Origin of the sequence: Yoonia sp. (assembly GCF_965660735.1) — a bacterium.
Classification (GTDB): domain Bacteria; phylum Pseudomonadota; class Alphaproteobacteria; order Rhodobacterales; family Rhodobacteraceae; genus Yoonia.
Window position 1 is genome coordinate 1 of sequence record NZ_CBFIBD010000020.1, and the last position, 21,375, is coordinate 21,375.

A 21,375-nucleotide genomic window follows, 5' to 3' on the forward strand; every position below is an offset into this window, starting at 1 on the left:
GCCCAGCCATGCGCCAGCGGCCCCGCCGCCAGATGCGACCAGAACGATTTGTCGAACCGCAACCAATACCCGCCATGCACAAATATCACGACCCCTTTGGCCAGCCGTGGCGGGTGGAACAGGTCAAACCGCTGCCGGGGTGTTTCCCCATATGGCAAATCCAGTTCGCGCACGGCTTGCGCGCGAAATGCCGCCGCCAGCCCCGCCCATTTTTCCGGATAGGCATCGCCCCCCGGAATATGGGCCGCATTGGCATAGGCATCATCCAAATCCATCGTCTTCCCCTTTACGCGGCCACCACAAAGGGTCCACAAAGCACCCAATCAAAACGGAGGCTACCATGCTTGACGAATCCACCAACCTCAAATCGCTGCTGTCCCGCCCCGATCTGGTCTGCGAGGCAGCCTTTGTTTCCGGGAACTGGGTGCAAGCCGCCAGCGGCAAGACATTCGACGTCACAAACCCCGCCCGTGGCGACGTGATTGCGCGCATACCCGATCTGTCCCGCGCAGAAGTGGCAGGCGCCATCGACGCCGCGCAAAAAGCACAAAAACCATGGGCCGCGCTGGCCGCCAAGGACCGCGCAAAGGTGCTGCGCAAATGGTATGACCTGATGATGGAACACCAGGAAGACCTGGCCATCATCATGACTGCCGAACAAGGCAAACCGCTGGCCGAAGCCCGTGGCGAGGTTGCCTATGGCGCGGGTTTCATCGAATGGTTCGGCGAAGAAGCCAAGCGCATCTACGGCGAAACCATTCCCGGGCACATGGCCGACAAGCGGATCACCGTGATCCGCCAGCCCATCGGCGTGGCTGCAGGTATCACGCCATGGAACTTTCCCAACGCGATGATCGCCCGCAAGGTGGCGCCCGCCCTTGCCGCCGGCTGTGCCTTTGTGATCCGGCCCGCGTCTCTGACACCGCTTTCCGCACTCGCCATGGCGAAACTGGCCGAAGAGGCCGGCGTGCCCAAAGGTTTGTTCTCGGTCGTGACATCGACCTCTTCGTCGGATATCGGCAAGGAATTCTGTGAAAACCCCATCGTGCGCAAGCTGACCTTTACCGGTTCTACCGAAGTGGGGCGCATCCTGCTGAAACAGGCCGCCGATCAGGTCATGAAATGCAGCATGGAACTGGGCGGCAATGCACCTTTCATCGTGTTCGACGACGCCGATCTGGACGAAGCCGTTATCGGGGCCATTGCGTGCAAATTCCGCAACAATGGCCAGACCTGTGTCTGCGCCAACCGGATTTACGTGCAGAAGGGCGTCTACGATGAATTCGCCGCCAAGCTGAAGGTAGCGGTGGAAAACCTGCGCGTGGGCGACGGACTGGCCGATGGTGTCGCGCTTGGGCCGCTGATTGAACCGGCGGCTGTAAAGAAAGTGCAGGAACACCTGGACGATGCGCTGTCGAAGGGCGGCACGGTCCTGACAGGGGGCAAGCCGCATGATCTGGGCGGGCAATTCTTTGAACCCACCATCGTGGCAAACGCCACGAAAGAGATGATGGTCAGCACCGATGAAACCTTTGGGCCCTTCGCACCGCTTTTCATGTTTGAAGACGAAGACGACGTGATCTTTCAGGCCAACGACACGATTTTCGGCCTCGCCTCCTATTTCTATGCCAAAGACCTGAGCCGCGTGACCAAGGTCGCCGAGGCGCTGGAATATGGCATCGTCGGCGTGAACACCGGCATCATCTCGACCGAAGTGGCCCCGTTCGGCGGCGTCAAACAATCGGGTCTGGGCCGCGAAGGTTCAAGCCACGGGATCGACGACTACATGGAGATGAAATACATCTGCACGTCAGTCTGAACTGATATGTAGGGTGGGGTTCTGCCCCGCCCTACTCGCCCAATGCCTTGCGGCGGGCCTCGAATTCTTCGGGATCGATCTCGCCTTTGGCAAGCCTTTGACGCAGAATTTCCAGCGCGTCGGTCCGCTTGGCACCGGGTGCGCCCTGCACGGCGTATTTGTAGGCCAGCACCGCCAACAGCACGACAAGCCCCCAAAATAAAAGCATCATTCCAAGGCCGATAAACCCATATCCGTCACCATACATATGGTTACCATAGCCCGACCCCATCGTGTCAGCCGATGCGACCTGCCCAAGCGGCACCAATAGCGCGGCAGTTGCGGCAATTTTTTCCATGATCCGTTTCCTTGTCCATTCCGGTCAACGCGCAAGCAACCTGCACGCAGATTGACGATTTCGCCTTGATGCACGTCAACGGTGCCCGGATTTCGGGCGGATTTCGCGCAATCACCCCGCCGGGACGGTGCCACGGTAACAGCATGCGTTCGGTGTCTTGGCTTTTGCGGCGTCTATGGGTATGACCCCTGCAATCCCATCCGGAGTCGGGGCATCCCCGGCTGGCTCTTCCGGCCGCCTATCCGCCGGACTAACCCGATACCGACCTCAAAAGACCGCAGGCAATGGCGTGCGGCCGATGGATAAGAACTGTTCATGATATCTCTTGCTCAATACCAGCGTCAGTGGACGCAGAATATTCGCGGCGATCTGCTGTCGGGGCTTGTGGTGGCGCTTGCCCTGATCCCCGAGGCGATCGCATTTTCCATCATCGCGGGCGTTGATCCCAAGGTGGGGCTTTATGCCTCTTTCTCGATCGCGGTCATTACGGCGATCACGGGCGGGCGGCCCGGTATGATCTCGGCGGCGACAGCGGCGACAGCCGTGCTGATGGTCACGCTGGTGCGGGAGCACGGGCTTGAATATCTGCTGGCCGCGACAGTGCTGGCGGGACTTTTGCAGATTGGCGCGGGCCTCCTGAAACTTGGCTATGTGATGCGGTTCGTGTCGAAATCGGTGATGACCGGCTTTGTGAACGCGCTGGCGATCCTGATTTTCATGGCGCAGCTGCCCGAACTTGACCCGTCGAGGGTGCCGGTGCTGACCTATTTCCTTGTCGCGGGTGGCCTGGCGATCATCTATCTGTTCCCGCTGCTGACCAAGGCGATCCCGTCGCCTCTGGTGACAATCATCGTGCTGACGATCCTGACGATCGCAATGGGGTGGGATGTGCGGACGGTGGGTGACATGGGCGAATTGCCGGATACTCTGCCAATCTTCCTGATCCCCGACATCCCGCTGAACCTTGATACCTTGTCGATTATCTTTCCCTATTCGGTGGCTGTCGCCGTGGTTGGCCTTTTGGAAAGCCTGATGACACAGCAGATCGTCGATGACTTGACCGACACGGCATCCGACCGCAATCAGGAATGCATCGGACAGGGCATCGCCAACACCGCAACCGGGTTCATCGGTGGCATGGCGGGTTGTGCGATGATCGGCCAGTCGATCATCAACGTGAAATCCGGTGGGCGCGGACGGTTGTCCAGCTTTGCAGCGGGCGGGTTCCTGTTGATCATGGTCGTGGGACTGGGCGATATCGTTGCGATCATTCCCATGGCGGCACTGGTCGCAATCATGATCATGGTGTCGGTAGGCACCTTTTCGTGGTCGTCCATTGCGAACCTGCGCGAACACCCGCGGTCATCGTCAATCGTGATGCTGGCGACGGTGTTTTTCGTGGTCTACACGCACAACCTTGCCATAGGCGTGCTGGTGGGTGTTTTGTTGTCGGGCATCTTCTTTGCCTGGAAAATCGCACAACTGTTCCGCGTGCGCACGGACATTACGCCCGACGGCAACCACCGCACCTACACTGTCGAAGGTCAACTTTTCTTTGCTTCGTCCGAGGATTTCATGAAAGCGTTTGATTTCAAGGAAGCGCCGGAAAAGGTCACGATCGACGTCAGCCGCGCACATATCTGGGATATTTCGTCGGTTGCCGCGCTGGACATGGCCGTGCTGAAATTCCGGCGTGAAGGTGCCGAAGTCGAAATCATCGGCCTGAACGAAGCATCGGAAACCATCGTTGACAAGCTTGCCATACATGACAAGCCGGGCGCGATGGATCAGTTGATGGGCCACTGAGGGAGGGACCGAACATGACAAAGAATACACTGATCGCCTTGGTGGATGGCTCTGCATATTCGGAGAGCGTTTGCCACCACGCAGCCTGGATCGCAGGCAAGAATGACTGGAAGGTCAAGATTTATCACGTGATGGGTCGCCGTGATGCCGTTGATAAACAGGATCTGTCAGGGGCCATTCGGCTGGGTGCGCGCACAGCCTTGCTCAGACAACTGTCCGATCTGGATGCAGAACGCGCCAAGCTGACCCATGAACATGGGCGCGCGATACTGGAGGACGCCAAGTCGATCATCACCGCTGATGGCGTGACCGATGTCGAAACGCGCCTGCGTCAGGGCGACCTGATCGAAACCGTCACCGCCAAGGAAGATCAGGGCGACATGATCGTCATCGGTAAACGGGGCGAGGCCGCAGGCATGGCGATGGACCATCTGGGGTCGAACCTGGAACGGGTCGTGCGTGCCAGCCACAAACCTGTCTTTATCGCCAACCGCGCTTTCAAACCCGTGCAAAAGGTGTTGGTGGCCTTTGACGGCGGGCCATCATCCCTAAAGGCGGTTGATTACATTTCGCGCAGCCCGCTGTTTGCAGGGCTGGTCGTTTCGCTCGTTTTCGCAGGCAAGGACACGCCCGAGATCCGCAAATCGCTCGACACAGCGGCGGCCACACTGCGGGCGGGCGGTTTCGAGGCAGATACCATCATTCGCAGCGGCGAGCCGGAAAAGGTGCTGGCGCAGATCACGGTGCAGGACGCACACGAACTATTGGTCATGGGGGCCTACGGCCACAGCCGTGTGCGTGCGCTGATTATCGGGTCAACCACGACCGAGATGATCCGGTCCTGCCGCGTCCCTGTTTTGATCATGCGCTAAGTGGGGGCTGCATTGACCACCTGATGCGGCGGTTGGTGGTCGGCTCACCCCAAGGCGTAGCCAGCCCCGCGCACGGTTCTGATCGGATCGTCACCACCCTGGCTGCTCAGTGCCTTGCGCAGGCGGCCAATGTGAACATCGACGGTTCTGGTATCGACGTAAATGTCGCGCCCCCAGACACGGTCCAGCAATTGTTCGCGCCCCCAGACCCGGCCAGGTTTTTCCATGAACGTTGTCAGTAGACGAAATTCGGTCGGCCCCAACTTCAGCTCGTGTTGACCGCGAAAAACCTTGTGGCTTTCGGCATCAAGCAAGATGTCGGCATAGGTCAGGCGTTCGCCGACACTGGCCGGCCGTGTGCGCCGCAACTGCGCCTTGACCCGCGCCAGCAGTTCGACGACCGAATAGGGTTTGACGATATAGTCATCGGCACCGATTTCCAGGCCGCGCACCTTATCAACCTCTTCTGACCGGGCGGAAAGCATGATCACCGGCGTCATCCTGAACGCAGGCTTTACCTTGATCTGGCGGCAGATTTCGATGCCCGACGTGCCGGGCAGCATCCAGTCCAACAGGATCAGATCGGGGTTTTCTTCTTCGATCAGCAGCAACGCCTCGTTTCCGTCGGCGGCCTTGATCACACGAAAACCTTCGCTTTCCAGATTATACGCCAGAACTTCCCTTTGTGCCGGCTCGTCCTCGACGACGAGGACGGATGGCTGCATCTCGGCCATTATTCATCACTTTCCTGAAATGCGAGCGACGTCTTGTCTTGCTTGGGGCGGTCGTCTTCGGGCAATTCACCCGTCACAAGATAGATGGTCTGCTCTGCGATGCCTGTTGCGTGATCACCGACGCGTTCGATGTTCTTTGCGATAAAATGCAGGTGCATCCCCACCGTGATATTGCGATGGTCCTCCATCATGTGGGTCAGCAGGGACCGGAACAGGGTGTTGTAGATCTGGTCGGCCTCTAGATCCCGTTCAATGATTTCAGCTGCTTTTTCCGCATCGCGCTGGATGTAGGCATCAAGTGAATCCTTGATCATTGCCTCGACAAACCGCGCCATGCGGCCCAACGCGGAAAGTGAATCGTCAATGTCACCGCTTCCGGCCATGGCGATCGTGCGCTTGGCGATATTCTTGGCGTAGTCACCACACCGTTCCAAATGCGAACTGATTTCCATCACGGTCAGCACTGTGCGCAGGTCGCCGGCAGTCGGGGATCGCAGCGCCAGCAACCTAGCTGAATCTGTCTTGATGCTCTGGTCAAATGCATCGACCTGGCGGTCCCCTTTTCTGACTTTTTCAGCCAGTTCGACATCATGTGCTTTCAGGGCTTTCGCGGCATCGGAAAGTGCGACCTCGACCAGGCCACCCATCTTGATGACGGTGGCCTGAATACCTTCAAGGTCACGGTCGAACGAGGTAACGATATGTCTTTCATTCATGGCCTAGTTCCCTATCCGATCCGGCCAGTGATATAGCTTTCGGTGCGGCTATCCTGTGGATTTGTGAAAATTTCCCCGGTGGCGTTGTATTCGACCAGATTTCCAAGGTGAAAAAACGCGGTTTTTTGGCTGACACGCGCCGCTTGCTGCATCGAATGGGTCACGATCACGACCGAATAATCCCGACGCAATTCGTCGATCAGTTCCTCGACCTGCGCCGTCGCAATCGGATCAAGCGCAGAGCAAGGTTCATCCATCAAAAGAACCTCGGGCTGTGTGGCGATGGCGCGTGCAATGCACAGACGCTGCTGCTGACCCCCCGAAAGACCGGTGCCCGATGCATCCAGGCGGTCCTTGACCTCTTCCCAGATCGCGCCGCGCCGCAAGGCGTTTTCGACGATATCGTCCAGATCGGCCTTGTTCTTGGCCAGCCCGTGGATGCGCGGGCCATATGCGACGTTGTCATAAATCGATTTGGGGAACGGGTTGGGTTTCTGGAACACCATGCCGACCTTGGCACGCAACTGAACCGGATCGACGCGCGGATCGTAAATGTCCTGACCGTCAATCGCGATATCACCCACGACCCGGCAGATATCGATCGTGTCGTTCATGCGGTTCAGACAGCGCAGAAAAGTGGATTTGCCACAACCCGACGGCCCGATCAGGGCGGTCACGGTCTTGTCGTCGATATCCACATTCACATCTTTGATGGCATGGGTGTCGCCATAATAAACCTGAACACCTTTGGCAGTTATCTTGATGTCTTGCTGATCCACAATCGTGTCTTTCCTGGGCATATCGTACATTCTGTTCGTCCTTGTGCGGCCCGCACGCCGCGCCGTCCGGCGCAGCGCAGAGGGCGTTCGGGGGTTACCAACGGCGTTCGAACCGACGGCGCAGGATGATCGCGATGATGTTCATCGTCAACAGGAACGCCAAAAGGATAATGATACCGCCCCAGGCCTTTTCGTAAAAGCCGGGGTCGGCCCGAGCGGCCCATGTGTAAATCTGTGCGGGCATGGCCGAATTGGCAGCGGTAAAGCCTTCGACGACGCCTTCGGGGTATGCACGCGCGATAAAGCCGACCATCCCGATCAACAACAGCGGCGCTGTTTCCCCCAACGCCTGTGCCAGTCCGATGATCGTGCCGGTCAGGATGCCGGGCATGGCCAGCGGCAACACGTGATGGAACACCGCCTGCATCTTGGACGCGCCCACCCCCAGTGCCGCATCGCGGATGCTGGGCGGGACTGATTGCAGCGATGCGCGGGTCGCAATAATGATCGTGGGCAGGGTCATCAGCGTCAGCACCAGACCACCGACCAACGGTGCGGATTGCGGCAGGTGCATGAACTGGATGAACACGGCCAGGCCCAGAATACCGAACACGATCGACGGCACAGCCGCCAGGTTCGAGATGTTGACCTCGATCAGGTCGGTCCAGCGGTTCTTGGGGGCGAATTCCTCAAGATAGATCGAGGCGGCCACGCCAATCGGCAGCGACAGCACCAGCACGACCAGCATCATGAAGAATGACCCCACGACCGCAACACCGATCCCGGCACCACCGGGGTTGTCCACGCCTGAATCCGACCCTGTGATAAAGTTCCAGTTGAACGCCTGCCGGATGATCCCTGCCTGTTCCAGCGCATCGACCAGATCAAGATCGGACATCTGAAGAAACCGCGTATCTTCTAGCCCTTCGCGGGTCACCCGTCCGTTGAAATATCCGTCGATCCGGCTGGACGTGGACAGTGAAAAACTCACCGGCTCACCAATGTCACCGGGATTGGCGGCATAGTGTTCGCGCAGCGTGCTGCCGACCTTACCCAAAACCCGCTCGACCGATGCCTCGTCAAATGTGACATCCAGACCGGCCTGCTCGACCTGGTTTTTCAGGTCTGTAATATAGAGGTCGGTATAAGCCTTGGTCTTGAACAGCGTCGCTTCTGACGCATCGAATTCTTCCTGAGACAGGGTAAAGTCGATTTCGACCACGGTGTTGGTAAACGCTGGCAGGCCCGACCGCAGGATCGAGGTAAACAGCACCACCAGAAAGAAAACACCGATCAAGATCGCGGTCAGGCCATAGGCGCGAAACCGCTTTTCCGATGCATTCCGGCGGGCGGTCTGCGCATCGGCCTCGATCAACGACGATTTGCCCTTGCGCACGGGTTTATTCATGCTCGCGTCGGTCATTCGTACTGCTCCCGGTATTTGCGCACGATATAGAGGGCAAAGATATTCAGCCCCAGCGTGATAATGAAAAGTGTCATGCCCAACGCAAAGGCCACCAGTGCCTCGGGCGAGGAAAAGTCCGCGTCGCCGGTCAACTGGCTGACGATCTTGGCGGTCACGGTCGTCATCGCATCAAAGGGGTTCATACTCAGCCGGGCGGCGGCCCCCGCCCCCAGAACGACGATCATGGTTTCGCCAATCGCACGTGACGCAGCCAGCAGAATGGCCCCGACGATCCCGGGAAGGGCGGCGGGCAGCACGACCTGCTTGATGGTTTCGGATTTTGTCGCACCCAGTCCGTACGACCCGTCGCGCAGGGCCTGTGGCACCGCGTTGATGATGTCATCGCTTAGCGACGATACGAAGGGGATCAGCATGACACCCATCACCAGACCGGCAGTCATCACCGCCGTACCCGATTGCATCCAGTTCAGCCCGTCCCGACCGAACACGCTCAGCAGCAATGGACCGACGGTCAGCAGCGCAAACAGACCGTAGACGATGGTCGGAATACCGGCCAGAACCTCTAGCATGGGTTTGGCGACCGACCGGATACGCTTTGACGCATATTCGCTCAGGTAGATGGCGGCGAACAGTCCGATGGGCACAGCCACCAGCAGTGCGACCAAAGAGATGTAAAAGGTGCCCCAGAGCAATGCCAGAATACCAAGGTCCGATGACCCGCCGCGCCCTGTGAAACTAGGTGCCCAGTTGGTGCCGAAAAAGAAATCGGTTGCCGGATACAACTTGAAAAACTCGATCGTGTTGAATGCCAGCGAAAGGACGATACCCACGGTGGTCAAAACAGCGACCGAAGCTGCCGCGATCAGCAACGCCTTTACCGTGGCCTCGACCACGTTCCGTGCGCGAAAGTCAGCATGTGATTCGCGATAGCCGTAGAATGCGCTGGCAAGCGCCACGGCAATCACAGTCAGAACCATGGCAAGGTTGCCATTGGCGTTCAGCACGCGAAACCGTTGGGCCGCGCGCAGGATCGGTTGTGTCACCTCGTTGGTGACGATCTGGTTGGCATCGCGCAATCGTTGGGTAATGTCGGTGACATCCGCACGTACGTCGCGGGCGAAACCCTCGGTCATCACACCTGTCGCGACCGCATTGTCCAGGCCCGTGGCGGTGCGGCGGACCTCTGCCATCAACAGGCCACGCGATGCGCCTTCGCGGATGGAACTGTCGGGGATCATCTCGGAAATGCTCGACCCGATGATAAACGGTTGCACGACAAGCCAGACCAACATGACCGCAAACGCAGGAAGAACCGCTTTGATTGCGACATTAGACCCGTAGTAAGAGGGCAAGGAGTGAAGTTCACGGCTGTCGCCGCCAGCACTGGCAAGCGCGCGTGACCGTCCCAGCATATAGCCCGCTGCCGCGATCGCCAGAACGATCAGGAAGAGCCAGATAAGTGGCATCACGCCCCCTGTAAAATTAAAGAGTTCTGTCAGGATGGGGACGGCAAATCATGCCGCCCCCGATAATATGGCCAGTGGCCAGATTAAGAGTTCGACCCCATGGTCACTTCGTCAGCGATCAGCTTTTGGGTTTCGGCCAGCTCTGGATCGGACACCAGGCCGTAGTTTGCCAGGGGGCCGTTCGCACCAGCGATTTCGTCAGCCATGAAGAATTGAGCGTATTCTTTCAGACCGGGGATCACGCCGATATGTGCCTTCTTGATGTAGAAGAACAGCGGACGCGACACAGGATATTCACCGGATGCAACGGTTTCGGTGGATGGCGCGATGCCGCCCATCGTTGCCACTTTCAGCTTGTCCTGGTTGTTCTCGTAGAACGACAGACCAAACACGCCGATACCGTTCGTGTTGGCGTCGATACGGGCCAGTGTTTCGGTGTAATCGCCGTCAATGTCGACCGACTTGCCATCCTGGCGCACGTCGAGGCAGGCATCTTCGGCGTCATCTTCGGACATGCCGGCAGCCATCATGGCTTCCATTGCGCCGGTGACTTCGCAGCCGTCCAGCAACACTTTTTCTTCGAAGACTTCACGTGTGCCGTGCTTGGTGCCGGGGATGAACATGGCGATTTCAACGTCGGGCAGATCAGCGTTGAATTCGGCCCAGTTCTGAAAGCTGTTATCGACCAGCGCGCCGTCTTTCATGACTTGGGCACCGATGGCGTTGTAGATGTCGGCAGGCTGGAATCCGGTGAAGGCCGGGCCGCTTTGCTGGCTGGCGAACACGATGCCGTCATAGCCGATGCGGACTTCCATGATGTCGGTCACACCGTTGTCGGCACAGGCCTTGATTTCCGATTCACGGATGGCGCGCGATGCGTTCGCGATGTCGATCGTGTTTTCGCCAACACCTTCGCAGAAACGCTTCAGACCCGAAGAAGAGCCGCCGGATTCGATCACGGGTGTCGGGAAATCGGTGTTGTCGCCGAACAGTTCAGCCACGATCGAGGCATAGGGCAGAACGGTCGAAGAACCTGCAACCTGCACGTTGTCACGCGCAGCGGCTGCGGTGGCTGACACGGCAAGGATCGCCAATGCCGATGTGGAAAGCTTTGTGAAAGACATGATCACTCCTGATTTTGTCGTTATGGGCCGTAACATCCGGCCTCATCGGGGTGGCTAGTGAGATTCTGTAAGCCTTATGCAACAAATATATGACAATTTTGTAACAGCGCGCGATGCTGGATTTTGGCAACCAGGCAAAAGCTGCTGATGTCCCTGCCGGGCAACGCAGATGCAATTGAAATCCTGTTTTCCAAAATGCGCCGCCACCCGCGCACCCGCGCGATGATGCGGGGTTGCTGCATGTCGCATGTTGGTTCAGGTTGCTGTTTGCCGGCCGCCCAGAAGGCTGGAGAACAGAAAAACAACGGCTGCCACACAGACGATGGACGGGCCTGCCGGCGTATCGAACATATAGGCCGCGCGCAGCCCGGCCACCGCGGAAACCCCACCGATGACGGCGGCGATGACGGCCATCGCCTCGGGCGTGCGTGACAGGGGGCGGGCCGCAGCCGCCGGAATGATCAGCATCGCCGCGATCAGCAGCACACCCACGACCTTGATCGCCACGGCCACGGTAATGGCCAGCGACAGCGTCAGGATCATTTGTTCGCGCTTGGGGTTGATCCCGCTGGCATAGGCCAGATCGTCGCTGAGGGTCGCTGTCAGCAGTGACGACCAGCGCAGGCCGATCAACGCCACTACAATCCCCGCTCCGGACCATATGATCGCAAGATCACCCCGCGACACCGACAGGATATCACCAAAAAGATAAGCCATCAGATCTATGCGTATGCCCGACAGGAAGGACACCGCCACCAACCCAAAGGCCAGCGCGGAATGGGCCAGCACGCCCAACAGCGTGTCCATCGCATACCCCCGCCCGGTCAGCAGGGTCACAGTAAGTGCCATGGCCAGCGATACCGCCATCGTGCCCGCAAAGATCGACACCTGAAACGCAAGCGACAGCGCAACCCCCAGAATGGCTGCATGGGCGGTCGCATCTCCGAAATAGGCCATGCGCCGCCACACCACGAAACTGCCCAATGGCGCCGCGGCACAGGCCACGCCGATACCCGCCAGCGTGGCGCGAACCATGAAATCGTCCAACATTATTCGGCGGCCTTTGTATGGTTGTGGTCATGGCCACAGGTTTCGTCGTGTGCATGGTCATGGTCATGGTCGTGTTCATGCCGGTAAAGCGCCAGCGCCCCACCTGTGCCGGTTCCGAACAGCGCCCGGTATTCCGGTGCAGAAGAGACGATTTCGGGCGTGCCTTCGCAACATATATGGCCATTGAGACATATCACGCGGTCGGATGCGCTCATGACGACGTGCAGTTCGTGGCTGATCATCAAAACGGCACATCCGGTTTCGGCGCGCACGTCGGCGATGCGGCGATAGAAAGCTGCCGATCCGGGTTGATCAAGGCCTTGCGTCGCCTCGTCCAGAAGCAGGATATCGGGCCGATTGATCAATGCGCGTGCCAGCAGAACGCGTTGAAACTGTCCACCGGACAGCTGCGACATCTGCCGTTTGGACAGATCAGGCACACCGGCCTGTTCCAGTGCGACCGCACAGGCCGCGCGCGGCACCGGACCGGGCAGGCGCAAGAACCGTTCGACAGTGATTGGCAGGGTGGGGTCGATATGCAGCTTTTGCGGAACATAGCCGACCCGCAGCCCCTCTTGTTGCGTCACATGCCCGCTGGCGGGGCGGGTCGCGCCGATAATGGCCCGCAAAAGGCTGGTCTTGCCCGACCCGTTGGGACCAACCACGGTGACAATCTCACCCGGCTCGATCGCAAGGTTCACGTCTTGCAGCACCGTTCGCGCACCATAGCGAACGCTCAGGTTTTTCAGGGTTACAAGGCTCATGTGTCGGACCGTTCTGCGCAGGTGGGGCAGACACCCTCGGCCTCGACGACGGTCCTTTCGATCACGAAGCCGGCGTTGCGCGCCGCAGCACCCAATGCGCCGTTGGTCAGGGTGGCCTGCGCTTCGGCGACTGAATCGCATATCCGGCAAATCATGAAGGCCGGTGAATGTGTGGCACCGGGGTGTGCGCAGGCGATGAAGGCATTCAACCTTTCGATCTTGTGGGCAAACCCGTGGGTCACCAGAAAATCCAGCGCACGATAGGCGACGGGCGGCTGTGCGCCGAACCCGGCCTCGCGCAGGCGATCAAGGATATCATAGGCGCCCAGCGCACGATGCTCTTGCAGCAGGATTTCCAGCACCTTGCGGCGGACAGGCGTGAACCGCAGCCCGGCATCAGCGCAGGATGTTTCGGCCGCCAGTATGGCCGACTGCACGCAGTGACGATGGTCGTGCTCTGCAAATCCCAATGTTTCGGGCGCGCCAGCAGAAGGTCGGGAGGTTTGACTTGTCATGTTATATCATTTTGTGTATCGGATAGTGAATGTTATAAAATCACATGGAGACAGCAATGTCCAGAAAACTCCTTTCGCTTTCACTGACAGCATCCTTGCTGGCTGGCACCGCCATGGCCGAAGTGCCTCGTGTGGCTGCGGACATCGCGCCAGTGCATTCGCTGGTCGCCCGCGTGATGGAGGGTGTAGGCACGCCCGACCTGATCGTGTCGGCGGGTGCATCACCGCATGAATATGTGCTGCGCCCGTCACAAGCTGCCGCGTTGCAGGACGCAGATATTGTTTTTTGGACCAGCGCAAACCTGACGCCTTGGCTTGACGGTGCGCTGGAAACGCTTGCCGCTGACGCCTCGGTCACCGAACTGCTCGGGGTACAAGGGACCATTGAACTGCCTTTCCGCGAAGGTGCGTTATTCGACGCGCACGCACATGAAGAGACCGCCGAAGAGCATGATGACCATGGCGAACACGACGACCACGCAGATCATGCCGAGGAGGATCATATGGACGAAGGCCATGCGGACGAAGGTCATGATCATGGCGCCACGGACCCCCATGCCTGGCTTTCCCCCGACAACGCGGCCACTTGGCTGAACGCCATCGCGGCATCACTTTCGGCGGCAGACCCGGACAATGCAGGGGCCTATTTTGCCAATGCCGCAGCGGGCCGCGCGGAACTTGCGGCCCTGTCAAAGGAAATTGCACAAATTCTCGACCCGGTGCGCGACAGGAATTTCATCGTATTCCACGATGCCTATCAGTATTTCGAAGGCGCCTTCGATTTTCCTTCGTCGGGCGCCATCTCGATTTCGGATGCCGCAGACCCCAGCCCGGCACGGATCGCCGAGATTCAGGGACGTGTGGCCGAACAGAATGTCACCTGTGTTTTGTCAGAGCCGCAATTCAATGCTAAACTGGTCACGACCGTGATGGATGGATCGGCGGCACGGACGGCGGTGCTGGATCCGCTCGGGTCAGATCTTGCACCGGGCCCACAGCTTTATCCGCAGTTGATCCGAAATCTTGCCACAACGCTGGCCGACTGTCTGTAAAGCGATGCAGCGGCCCCCTGCTTTGCGCACCAGCATGGGGCCGCCATCCGATCATGCGCCGGCTATCCCATCTGGGCCTGCGCGACGGGGATGATCGCCCCTTCGATCAACTGCATGATGTCGCCGAAATATCCACCGCTTCGCGCCGGTCGGGTGGGATCAGAAGTCAGCGCCAATGTCAGATCAAGCGTCGGTGCGATGCAGATCACCTGCCCGCCATATCCGCGCGCAAGCGCATAATCATGGCCACCCGCACGCCCCAGAAACCAGCCATACCCATATCGCAGCCCCGAATAGGGCGACCGGGTGCGCATCTGCAATGACCGGCTGACCCAATCCGCGCTCAACACCTGCGCCCCGTCAAATGCACCGCCTTGCCGATACATTTCGCCAAAGCGCACCATGCCGTCCAGTGTCAGCGCCATTTCATTGCCGCCCAAATACCGCCCCTGCGGATCCCGCGTCCATGCCGGAATGTCGATGCCCAGCGGCTGACCCAGCCTGCGGCGCGCCAGCGTCAACAGACTTTGGCCCGATACCTCTGCCAGAACGGCACCCAGAATGTGAAATGACCCCGTCGAATAGAGCATCCTGCTGCCCGGAGTGGCGACAAAGGGGCGGGACAGGGCATCGGCGACCCAATTGCCGCTGCTGACCCAGCCGCCATAATTCGCCCCTGACGTCCTCTCTAGCCCGGCCTGCATCGTGACCAGATGTTCAACGGTGATATCCGCCACACGCGGATCGGCGCCCGACGGGATCAGACCCGGCGCGACCTGCCCCAACGATGCGTCAAGCGATGGCAATTCGCCACGATCCAGCGCCGCCCCGGTCAGCGCGGCCACGATGGTCTTGGACACGGATTTGACAGGGACCGCACGGGTCAGTCCGGGGCCGCGAAATATCTCGGCCAGCACCTGCCGACCGCCCTGATGCACCATCAGCGCATGACACTGGTCAAGCGCCCGCGCACGGTTTGCAACGGGTTGCCACGGGTCGGATTGCGGCAGAACCGGCGTCGCGCTCAGCGTGGCGGCGGCTGCCAGAAAGGATCGACGGGTCAGGCGGTGCATCAGATCTCCTATCATCGCGATACAGCGATACTAGGGCTGAGGTGCGTCAAGGCCACTCAGGATTGCGTGACCGTCAAATGCGGGTCAGGCGCGCCACCAACCGGCGCGTAAAAGGGGCGACCAGCAACACGGTCGGAAAGGCGACCAGCCAGCTTGGGGGCCATGACGACATCCAAAGACCGAAAAACTCCTCGTGCAGCCCGGCCGCACGAACAGTCGCAATACCCGAGACGATGAAAGACATCATGCCGGACAAAAGAAAGCCAAACAGAACAGGCGCGAAACGGGCAGGGATCATCGGAACACCTTTCTTGACGGATGGCGCGGTTTTGCGCGGCTTCGCGCCAATTTTCAAGCCTCAATACGCATGCCCTTGGTGCTGTCAGTCCGGGGACGCGCCGCAGTCACCGCTGGCACCTGTCGTCGGCAATTGGGTCTATTCAAGCTCTGCTGATGGGATGATCGGGAAAAACACACCCTGCGACCAGACACCAAACCAGCTTTTGCCGGCGTGGTCGGCATGCGCCCCAAGGTCCACCAACCGGTAAAACGATTTTCGGTCGATCAGCGCCTCAAGGTTGGCGCGCACCAATATATAAGGGGAAGGTTCGCCCGTGTCGGGATCGCGCACAACGCGGATCGGGTTATCCGGCCCCGCGACAAAGCGGTCGCCCACATTCGTCTGAAATTCCAAGCCGTCACCCTGACGGTTGAAATCCACCGCGACGAAAGGCGCATCATCCACGGTGATGCCGACCTTTTCGACAGGTGTTACCAGAAAATAATTATCCCCGTCCTTGCGCAGAATCGTCGAAAACAGCTTTACCAATGCTGGCCTGCCAATCGGCGTCCCCAGGTAGAACCATGTCCCATCCCGCGCAATGCGCATATCCAGATCACCGCAGAACGGCGGATTCCACAGATGCACCGGCGGCAAACCGCCTTTTTGGGCCGCACGGGCGCTTTGAGCGAGGCTTTCTGCTGAAGGGGTCACAATCTTTTGTGTCGTCATGTTTTTGCCATTGGGGTCTATCGATATATCTGTTGGTATAACATAGATAGAGTTCACCCGGAGGAATGCCATGTCCAGCGATGCCGATCTTGTCGCCCAGATTGAAATTTTGGGCGCAAAGCTGCAAGAGGCACGCAGCAGTATTGCCGCCCGTTTCATCGGGCAACCGCGGGTCGTGGACCTGACGCTGACGGCGCTGATCTGCGGTGGTCATGCGGTGCTGATCGGCCTGCCCGGACTGGGCAAGACCCGGCTGGTCGATACGCTTTCGACTGTTATGGGTCTTGATGGTAACCGCATCCAGTTCACGCCGGACCTGATGCCGGCGGACATTCTGGGGTCCGAAGTGTTGGAAACCTCAGCAGACGGACAGCGTAATTTCCGCTTTATCGAAGGCCCGATTTTTTGCCAGCTTCTGATGGCCGACGAAATCAACCGCGCGTCGCCACGGACGCAATCGGCCCTGTTGCAGGCGATGCAGGAAAAAGAGGTCACCATCGCAGGCCAGCACCGGGCCCTTGGTGTGCCGTTTCATGTGCTGGCCACGCAAAACCCCATCGAACAGGAAGGCACCTACCCCTTGCCCGAAGCGCAACTGGACCGTTTTCTGGTGCAGATCGACGTGCCCTACCCCGACCGCGACACCGAAAAGGACATCCTGATCGCCACCACCGGCGTGGAAGACGCGGTTTCAAAGCCCGTGTTTACCGCGCAAGAGTTGCTGGATGCCCAGACCCTGCTGCGGCGGATGCCGGTGGGCGACGCTATCGTTGACATGATCCTTGATCTGGTGCGCGCCTGCCGCCCCGACGAACACGCCTCCGATATCATCCGTCAGAATGTCAGCTGGGGGCCCGGACCCCGCGCCGCACAGGCGCTGATGCTGACCGTGCGCGCGCAGGCCCTGCTGGAAGGACGGCTCGCGCCCTCGGCCGAGGACGTGCGCGCGATGGCCGTTCCGGTGCTGGAACATCGCATGGCACTGTCATTTGCCGCCCGCGCGCGCGGCGAAAGCATCCATCACATCATCAACACCGTGGCCGCACAGATCACCCAGGTCGAGGCCGCCGCGTGACGCAACCGCTTGCCCTTCGTTCACAAGCCGAAACGCTTGCCGCCCCCCTGCCCGCCCTTCTGGCCGAGGCAGAGCATCTGGCGACGACCGTGCTGCTGGGCGAACACGGGCGCAGGCGCGCGGGTACGGGCGACACATTCTGGCAATACCGCCCGGCCCAACCCCATGACGAGGCGCGCAGCATCGACTGGCGGCGGTCGGCCCGGTCTGACACGAGTTTCGTGCAGGACAAGGAATGGCAGATCGCCCAGTCGATCATCCTTTGGGTCGATCAGGCCGCGTCAATGTCATTCACCTCGGATGCGAATTTGCCCAGCAAGGGCGGGCGTGCCCGCACGTTGGGACTGGCCTGCGCTATCCTGTTGATCCGGGGCGGCGAACGGGTGGGGCTGACCGGCCTGCGTCTGCCCCCGCGCCGGGGTGAAGCGCAAGTGATGCAGATGGCGCAGCTTTTGTCGCAGGACGACGACAGCGATTACGGTGCACCCCAGGCGCAAGGCATGCTTCCGCATTCCCGCGCGCTGTTCATTTCCGATTTCCTTGGCGATCTGCAACCGGTCGAAGACGCGCTGCTGCGCGCCGCCGACAGGGGTGTGCGGGGTGCGCTTTTGCAGGTGCTCGATCCGCAAGAGGAAGCATTTCCCTTTGACGGGCGCACCATCTTCCAAAGCATGTCAGGCAGCCTGCAACATGAAACGCGCAAGGCAGGCGATCTGAAACAGCGGTATCTTGACCGGCTGGCCGAACGCAAGGACCGGCTCGCCCATCTGGCGCGCACGACCGGATGGCAGTTCCAGACCCATCACACCGGCGAAAGCGCCACCAAAGCCCTGCTCTGGCTTTACGGCGCGTTGGAGCGGCACGCATGACCAACACCTCGCATCCCCGCCCTGTTCCGAATGCTGGAAAGGGAAATCGCTGAATGTGGTCCGTTGGCCCCATAGGTTTCGCGGCGCCGTGGCTGTTGCTCGGCCTGATTGTCCTGCCGATCCTGTGGATCTTGTTGCGGGCCGTGCCGCCTGCCCCGATCCGGCGGCGGTTTCCCGGTGTGGCCCTTCTCTTGGGTCTGGCCGACGACGAAAACCAGACCGACCGCACGCCATGGTGGCTGCTGGTGTTGCGCACGCTGGCGGTGGCGGCGGTCATCGTCGGTTTTGCCGGTCCCGTCCTGAACCCGCAGGACGTTCGCGAAGGACGCGGCGATCTGGTGATCCTGCTGGATGGGTCATGGGCCGGTGCCGCCACATGGCAGGCCAAGCTGGACCGGGTGGACACCCTGCTGTCCGAGGCTGCGTTAGCCGACAGGCGTGTGGCCGTGGTCAGCCTGACCGACCTGCCAGCCGGCGATCTGCCCTTTGCCGCCCCCGGAGACTGGCGCAACCGCCTGCCGAATTTACAGCCAAGGCCGTGGCAGCCCATTGATCCGGCAAACTATTTTGCAAATCAGCAGGGCGGGTTTGAAACCTATTGGATTTCTGACGGGCTGGATTATCGCGCACGTGAAAACCTTTTGGCCACATTGGAACAAGCCGGTGGCGTGACGGCGTTTCAGACCCCGCGCCAAACCATCGGACTGCGGCCTGCCCGTTTCGAAGATGGCCAGGTGCGCGTCTCAGCGGTGCGCGCGCCCCTTGGTAATACGATCGAAACGACAATCGCCGCCATCGGGCTGGACCCGGCCGGTGTGGAACGGCAACTGGCCACCGTCCCCATGACCATTCCCGCAGGCGAGGCCGTCGGAGAAACAGCAATGGTTCTGCCGCCAGAGCTGCGCAACCGGATTACCCGCTTTGAGGTAACCGGCGCGCGGTCCGCAGGGGCTGTCAGCCTGACCGACGACGCCCTGAAACGGCGCGAGGTTGCCTTGATCGCGGGCGATGACAACCGCGAAGGGCTAGAGCTGCTGTCGCCACTTTATTACCTGCGCGAGGCGCTGGAGCCGACCGCGGACCTGATCGACGGCACGCTGGAGGACATCCTGCTGGCCAATCCCGATGTCATCGTGCTGGCAGATGTCGCGACATTGGCGGGCAGTGAAGCCGATGCTGTGCTGGAATGGGTCGAAAACGGCGGTCTGTTGTTGCGGTTCGCCGGGCCGAGGCTGGCAGCATCCGACATGGGCCGCAGCAGCGAAGACCCGCTGTTGCCTGTGCGTCTGCGGGCGGGCGGGCGCAGCGTGGGCGGCGCGATGAGCTGGGGCGAACCCAAGACCCTTGCCACCTTTGACACGAACAGCCCGTTTTTTGGCCTGCCTATTCCCGAAGATGTCACCGTCACCAGCCAGGTCATGGCGCAGCCAGACCCGACGCTGGCGGAACGGGTGATCGCACAGCTTGCCGACGGCACCCCGCTGGTGACGCGCAAGATCACGGGCGAAGGGCAGGTCGTGCTGGTCCATGTGACGGCCAATGCCGAATGGTCCAACCTGCCGCTGTCGGGGTTGTTCGTGCAGATGCTGGAACGGCTTGCGGTGTCGACCCGGCCTGACACACCGGATGCGGCCGAACTGGCAGGCACGACATGGCGTCCCAATAAGGTGCTTGATGCCTATGGGCGGCTTGACGATGCCAGCACGCTGCCCGGCGTGGCAGGTGAATTGCTTGCCGATGCGAAGGCCGGTCCGGATCTGGTGCCCGGTCTGTACACCGGTTCCGAACGGCAACTGGCCGTCAACGTGATAACGCCGGATACGATGTTGAACGTCGCCCAATGGCCCGCCCGCATTCCCGTCGAGGGCTTGGCAATTTCACGCGAAACGGCGCTCAAGGGGTGGCTTCTGGCCGGGGCGATCGGCCTGTTGCTGGCCGATGTGATCGCCTCGCTTGCGCTTGGCGGACGGTTGCGCGGTCCGCGCGCGGATGTGGCGGCGGTTTTTGTATTGGCGTTGCTGGCCGCACCTGATGCCCAAGCCCAAGACCTGCAAGGCGACGATTTCGCGATACGCGCCACATCAGAGGTTGTGCTGGGGCATGTGCTGACAGGGGACCCCGAAACAGACGACATCACTGCCGCCGGGTTGCGCGGATTGTCGCAAACGCTGTTCCGGCGCACATCCATCGAACCGGCGGAACCGCTTGGCGTGAACCTGGAAACGGATGAGCTGGCGTTTTTTCCTTTTCTTTACTGGCCTGTCACCGCCGATCAGCCCCTGCCCAGCCGCGATGCCTATGCCAAACTGAACCGTTATCTGCGCAGCGGCGGCATGATCCTGTTCGACACCCGCGACGCCGACACCGCGCGGTTCGGGTCCAGCTCGCCCGAGGGGCGTCAGTTGCAGGTCATCGCGCGATCGCTGGATATTCCCGCGCTGGAACCAATCCCGTCAGATCACGTGCTGACGCGCACCTTTTACCTGTTGCAGGATTTCCCCGGCCGCTATGCCAGCCGTGATGTCTGGGTCGAAGCATCGCCACCCGACGCCGCACAGGTGGAAGGCATGCCATTTCGCGACCTGAATGACGGGGTCACACCGGTTATTATCGGCGGCAACGACTGGGCGCGGGCATGGGCCGTGGACCGCAACGGCAACCGGATGTTCCCGGTGGGACGTGGCACCGCCGGTGAACGCCAGCGCGAGATTGCGCTGCGGTTCGGGGTCAACGTGATCATGCATGTGCTGACCGGCAATTATAAATCCGATCAGGTGCATGTGCCGGATCTGCTGGACAGGTTGGGGCAATGATGGATCAAATTTCCAGAAATTTGATGCCTCCGGCGGGGATATTTATGCTCGGAAGAAGCGAAAAGGTGCCACA

At 60.1% G+C, this 21,375-nt stretch carries 20 protein-coding genes, 1 pseudogene and 1 other annotated feature; of the genes and pseudogenes, 7 read left to right on the forward strand and 14 right to left on the reverse strand.

Annotated features, from left to right (window positions below; genetic code table 11):
• Nucleotides 1-275, reverse strand: a pseudogene (locus tag ACTG4B_RS08930) (alpha/beta hydrolase); the annotation flags it as partial.
• Between the two features lie 65 nt (nucleotides 276-340).
• Here ACTG4B_RS08930 and ACTG4B_RS08935 point away from each other — a divergent pair.
• On the forward strand, nucleotides 341-1,819 hold the full coding sequence (locus ACTG4B_RS08935) for an NAD-dependent succinate-semialdehyde dehydrogenase (RefSeq protein WP_439155351.1): 1,479 nt from the start codon (nucleotides 341-343) through the stop codon (nucleotides 1,817-1,819).
• Nucleotides 1,820-1,850: 31 nt separating this feature from the next.
• On the opposite strand, the gene ACTG4B_RS08940 is transcribed toward ACTG4B_RS08935, so the two are convergent.
• Nucleotides 1,851-2,156 carry an SHOCT domain-containing protein gene (locus ACTG4B_RS08940; RefSeq protein ID WP_439155352.1) on the reverse strand — a complete coding sequence of 102 codons (306 nt, stop codon included), beginning with the start codon at nucleotides 2,154-2,156 and terminating at the stop codon, nucleotides 1,851-1,853.
• Nucleotides 2,157-2,355: 199 nt separating this feature from the next.
• Nucleotides 2,356-2,411 (forward strand) — a sequence feature (sul1 is cis-regulatory element that is thought to sense ions involved in sulfur or methionine metabolism; They are found in Alphaproteobacteria).
• Nucleotides 2,412-2,471: 60 nt separating this feature from the next.
• Between ACTG4B_RS08940 and ACTG4B_RS08945 the strand changes: the two genes are divergently transcribed.
• Together ACTG4B_RS08945 and ACTG4B_RS08950 are read left to right on the forward strand one after the other, a co-directional pair.
• A complete protein-coding gene (locus ACTG4B_RS08945; protein ID WP_439155353.1) occupies nucleotides 2,472-3,962 on the forward strand; it encodes a SulP family inorganic anion transporter in 1,491 nt (496 codons plus the stop codon).
• 14 nt (nucleotides 3,963-3,976) lie between these two features.
• Complete coding sequence (locus ACTG4B_RS08950; RefSeq protein WP_439155354.1) at nucleotides 3,977-4,834, forward strand: universal stress protein; 858 nt, start codon at nucleotides 3,977-3,979, stop codon at nucleotides 4,832-4,834.
• Nucleotides 4,835-4,878: 44 nt separating this feature from the next.
• Here the strand turns inward: ACTG4B_RS08950 and phoB are convergent, their stop codons facing one another.
• From phoB to ACTG4B_RS08995, 9 genes are all read right to left on the reverse strand, one after another.
• On the reverse strand, nucleotides 4,879-5,568 hold the full coding sequence (gene phoB, locus ACTG4B_RS08955) for a phosphate regulon transcriptional regulator PhoB (RefSeq protein ID WP_439155355.1): 690 nt from the start codon (nucleotides 5,566-5,568) through the stop codon (nucleotides 4,879-4,881).
• Nucleotides 5,568-6,284 carry a phosphate signaling complex protein PhoU gene (phoU, locus tag ACTG4B_RS08960; protein ID WP_439155356.1) on the reverse strand — a complete coding sequence of 239 codons (717 nt, stop codon included), beginning with the start codon at nucleotides 6,282-6,284 and terminating at the stop codon, nucleotides 5,568-5,570. The genes phoB and phoU overlap by 1 nt, the downstream gene beginning before the upstream one ends.
• Before the next feature lie 11 nt (nucleotides 6,285-6,295).
• Entirely contained in the window at nucleotides 6,296-7,093 is a 798-nt protein-coding gene (pstB, locus tag ACTG4B_RS08965; protein WP_439155357.1) for a phosphate ABC transporter ATP-binding protein PstB, read from the reverse strand.
• Nucleotides 7,094-7,157: 64 nt separating this feature from the next.
• A complete protein-coding gene (gene pstA / locus ACTG4B_RS08970) occupies nucleotides 7,158-8,486 on the reverse strand; it encodes a phosphate ABC transporter permease PstA (RefSeq protein ID WP_439155358.1) in 1,329 nt (442 codons plus the stop codon).
• Nucleotides 8,483-9,955, reverse strand: coding sequence for a phosphate ABC transporter permease subunit PstC (gene pstC / locus ACTG4B_RS08975; protein WP_439155359.1), 1,473 nt, complete (start codon nucleotides 9,953-9,955; stop codon nucleotides 8,483-8,485). The genes pstA and pstC overlap by 4 nt, the downstream gene beginning before the upstream one ends.
• An 83-nt stretch (nucleotides 9,956-10,038) precedes the next feature.
• Nucleotides 10,039-11,079, reverse strand: a complete 1,041-nt coding sequence (locus ACTG4B_RS08980) for a substrate-binding domain-containing protein (protein WP_439155360.1) — start codon at nucleotides 11,077-11,079, stop codon at nucleotides 10,039-10,041.
• Nucleotides 11,080-11,334: 255 nt separating this feature from the next.
• Nucleotides 11,335-12,129, reverse strand: a complete 795-nt coding sequence (locus tag ACTG4B_RS08985; RefSeq protein WP_439155361.1) for a metal ABC transporter permease — start codon at nucleotides 12,127-12,129, stop codon at nucleotides 11,335-11,337.
• Entirely contained in the window at nucleotides 12,129-12,893 is a 765-nt protein-coding gene (locus tag ACTG4B_RS08990; protein WP_439155362.1) for a metal ABC transporter ATP-binding protein, read from the reverse strand. Before ACTG4B_RS08990 ends, ACTG4B_RS08985 begins: the two co-directional genes overlap by 1 nt.
• Nucleotides 12,890-13,408, reverse strand: coding sequence for a transcriptional repressor (locus ACTG4B_RS08995; RefSeq protein WP_439155363.1), 519 nt, complete (start codon nucleotides 13,406-13,408; stop codon nucleotides 12,890-12,892). The genes ACTG4B_RS08990 and ACTG4B_RS08995 overlap by 4 nt, the downstream gene beginning before the upstream one ends.
• Before the next feature lie 56 nt (nucleotides 13,409-13,464).
• Between ACTG4B_RS08995 and ACTG4B_RS09000 the strand changes: the two genes are divergently transcribed.
• Nucleotides 13,465-14,460 carry a zinc ABC transporter substrate-binding protein gene (locus ACTG4B_RS09000; protein ID WP_439155364.1) on the forward strand — a complete coding sequence of 332 codons (996 nt, stop codon included), beginning with the start codon at nucleotides 13,465-13,467 and terminating at the stop codon, nucleotides 14,458-14,460.
• 62 nt (nucleotides 14,461-14,522) lie between these two features.
• On the opposite strand, the gene ACTG4B_RS09005 is transcribed toward ACTG4B_RS09000, so the two are convergent.
• The 3 genes from ACTG4B_RS09005 to ACTG4B_RS09015 all read right to left on the reverse strand — a co-directional run bounded on the left by ACTG4B_RS09005 (nucleotide 14,523) and on the right by ACTG4B_RS09015 (nucleotide 16,545).
• A complete protein-coding gene (locus tag ACTG4B_RS09005; protein ID WP_439155365.1) occupies nucleotides 14,523-15,533 on the reverse strand; it encodes a serine hydrolase domain-containing protein in 1,011 nt (336 codons plus the stop codon).
• A 73-nt stretch (nucleotides 15,534-15,606) separates the two neighbouring features.
• Nucleotides 15,607-15,831, reverse strand: a complete 225-nt coding sequence (locus ACTG4B_RS09010) for a DUF2798 domain-containing protein (RefSeq protein WP_439155366.1) — start codon at nucleotides 15,829-15,831, stop codon at nucleotides 15,607-15,609.
• A gap of 138 nt (nucleotides 15,832-15,969) precedes the next feature.
• Entirely contained in the window at nucleotides 15,970-16,545 is a 576-nt protein-coding gene (locus tag ACTG4B_RS09015) for a DUF1285 domain-containing protein (protein WP_439155367.1), read from the reverse strand.
• A gap of 70 nt (nucleotides 16,546-16,615) precedes the next feature.
• Here ACTG4B_RS09015 and ACTG4B_RS09020 point away from each other — a divergent pair, with 70 nt between their 5' ends.
• From ACTG4B_RS09020 to ACTG4B_RS09030, 3 genes are read left to right on the forward strand one after another with little or no spacing between them, the layout of a single operon-like run.
• A complete protein-coding gene (locus tag ACTG4B_RS09020; RefSeq protein WP_439155368.1) occupies nucleotides 16,616-17,620 on the forward strand; it encodes an AAA family ATPase in 1,005 nt (334 codons plus the stop codon).
• Nucleotides 17,617-18,489, forward strand: a complete 873-nt coding sequence (locus ACTG4B_RS09025; protein ID WP_439155369.1) for a DUF58 domain-containing protein — start codon at nucleotides 17,617-17,619, stop codon at nucleotides 18,487-18,489. The genes ACTG4B_RS09020 and ACTG4B_RS09025 overlap by 4 nt, the downstream gene beginning before the upstream one ends.
• Nucleotides 18,490-18,542: 53 nt before the next feature.
• The gene (locus tag ACTG4B_RS09030) at nucleotides 18,543-21,302 is read left to right on the forward strand and encodes a DUF4159 domain-containing protein (protein ID WP_439155370.1); all 2,760 of its coding nucleotides are present in this window, start codon (nucleotides 18,543-18,545) and stop codon (nucleotides 21,300-21,302) included.
• Nucleotides 21,303-21,375 lie beyond the last annotated feature (73 nt).

Excerpts from the sequence above, each read along its gene's own strand:
- ACTG4B_RS08995 (WP_439155363.1), bottom strand. The coding sequence starts at position 13,408 with ATGACAAGTCAAACCTCCCGACCTTCTGCTGGCGCGCCCGAAACATTG.
- phoU (WP_439155356.1), bottom strand. The coding sequence starts at position 6,284 with ATGAATGAAAGACATATCGTTACCTCGTTCGACCGTGACCTTGAAGGT.
- ACTG4B_RS09030 (WP_439155370.1), top strand. The coding sequence starts at position 18,543 with ATGTGGTCCGTTGGCCCCATAGGTTTCGCGGCGCCGTGGCTGTTGCTC.
- ACTG4B_RS08940 (WP_439155352.1), bottom strand. The coding sequence starts at position 2,156 with ATGGAAAAAATTGCCGCAACTGCCGCGCTATTGGTGCCGCTTGGGCAG.
- pstA (WP_439155358.1), bottom strand. The coding sequence starts at position 8,486 with ATGACCGACGCGAGCATGAATAAACCCGTGCGCAAGGGCAAATCGTCG.
- ACTG4B_RS08990 (WP_439155362.1), bottom strand. The coding sequence starts at position 12,893 with ATGAGCCTTGTAACCCTGAAAAACCTGAGCGTTCGCTATGGTGCGCGA.
- ACTG4B_RS08950 (WP_439155354.1), top strand. The coding sequence starts at position 3,977 with ATGACAAAGAATACACTGATCGCCTTGGTGGATGGCTCTGCATATTCG.
- ACTG4B_RS09015 (WP_439155367.1), bottom strand. The coding sequence starts at position 16,545 with ATGACGACACAAAAGATTGTGACCCCTTCAGCAGAAAGCCTCGCTCAA.
- ACTG4B_RS09020 (WP_439155368.1), top strand. The coding sequence starts at position 16,616 with ATGTCCAGCGATGCCGATCTTGTCGCCCAGATTGAAATTTTGGGCGCA.
- ACTG4B_RS08980 (WP_439155360.1), bottom strand. The coding sequence starts at position 11,079 with ATGTCTTTCACAAAGCTTTCCACATCGGCATTGGCGATCCTTGCCGTG.
- ACTG4B_RS09010 (WP_439155366.1), bottom strand. The coding sequence starts at position 15,831 with ATGATCCCTGCCCGTTTCGCGCCTGTTCTGTTTGGCTTTCTTTTGTCC.
- pstC (WP_439155359.1), bottom strand. The coding sequence starts at position 9,955 with ATGCCACTTATCTGGCTCTTCCTGATCGTTCTGGCGATCGCGGCAGCG.
- ACTG4B_RS08935 (WP_439155351.1), top strand. The coding sequence starts at position 341 with ATGCTTGACGAATCCACCAACCTCAAATCGCTGCTGTCCCGCCCCGAT.
- ACTG4B_RS09000 (WP_439155364.1), top strand. The coding sequence starts at position 13,465 with ATGTCCAGAAAACTCCTTTCGCTTTCACTGACAGCATCCTTGCTGGCT.
- phoB (WP_439155355.1), bottom strand. The coding sequence starts at position 5,568 with ATGGCCGAGATGCAGCCATCCGTCCTCGTCGTCGAGGACGAGCCGGCA.
- pstB (WP_439155357.1), bottom strand. The coding sequence starts at position 7,093 with ATGTACGATATGCCCAGGAAAGACACGATTGTGGATCAGCAAGACATC.
- ACTG4B_RS09005 (WP_439155365.1), bottom strand. The coding sequence starts at position 15,533 with ATGCACCGCCTGACCCGTCGATCCTTTCTGGCAGCCGCCGCCACGCTG.
- ACTG4B_RS08985 (WP_439155361.1), bottom strand. The coding sequence starts at position 12,129 with ATGTTGGACGATTTCATGGTTCGCGCCACGCTGGCGGGTATCGGCGTG.
- ACTG4B_RS08945 (WP_439155353.1), top strand. The coding sequence starts at position 2,472 with ATGATATCTCTTGCTCAATACCAGCGTCAGTGGACGCAGAATATTCGC.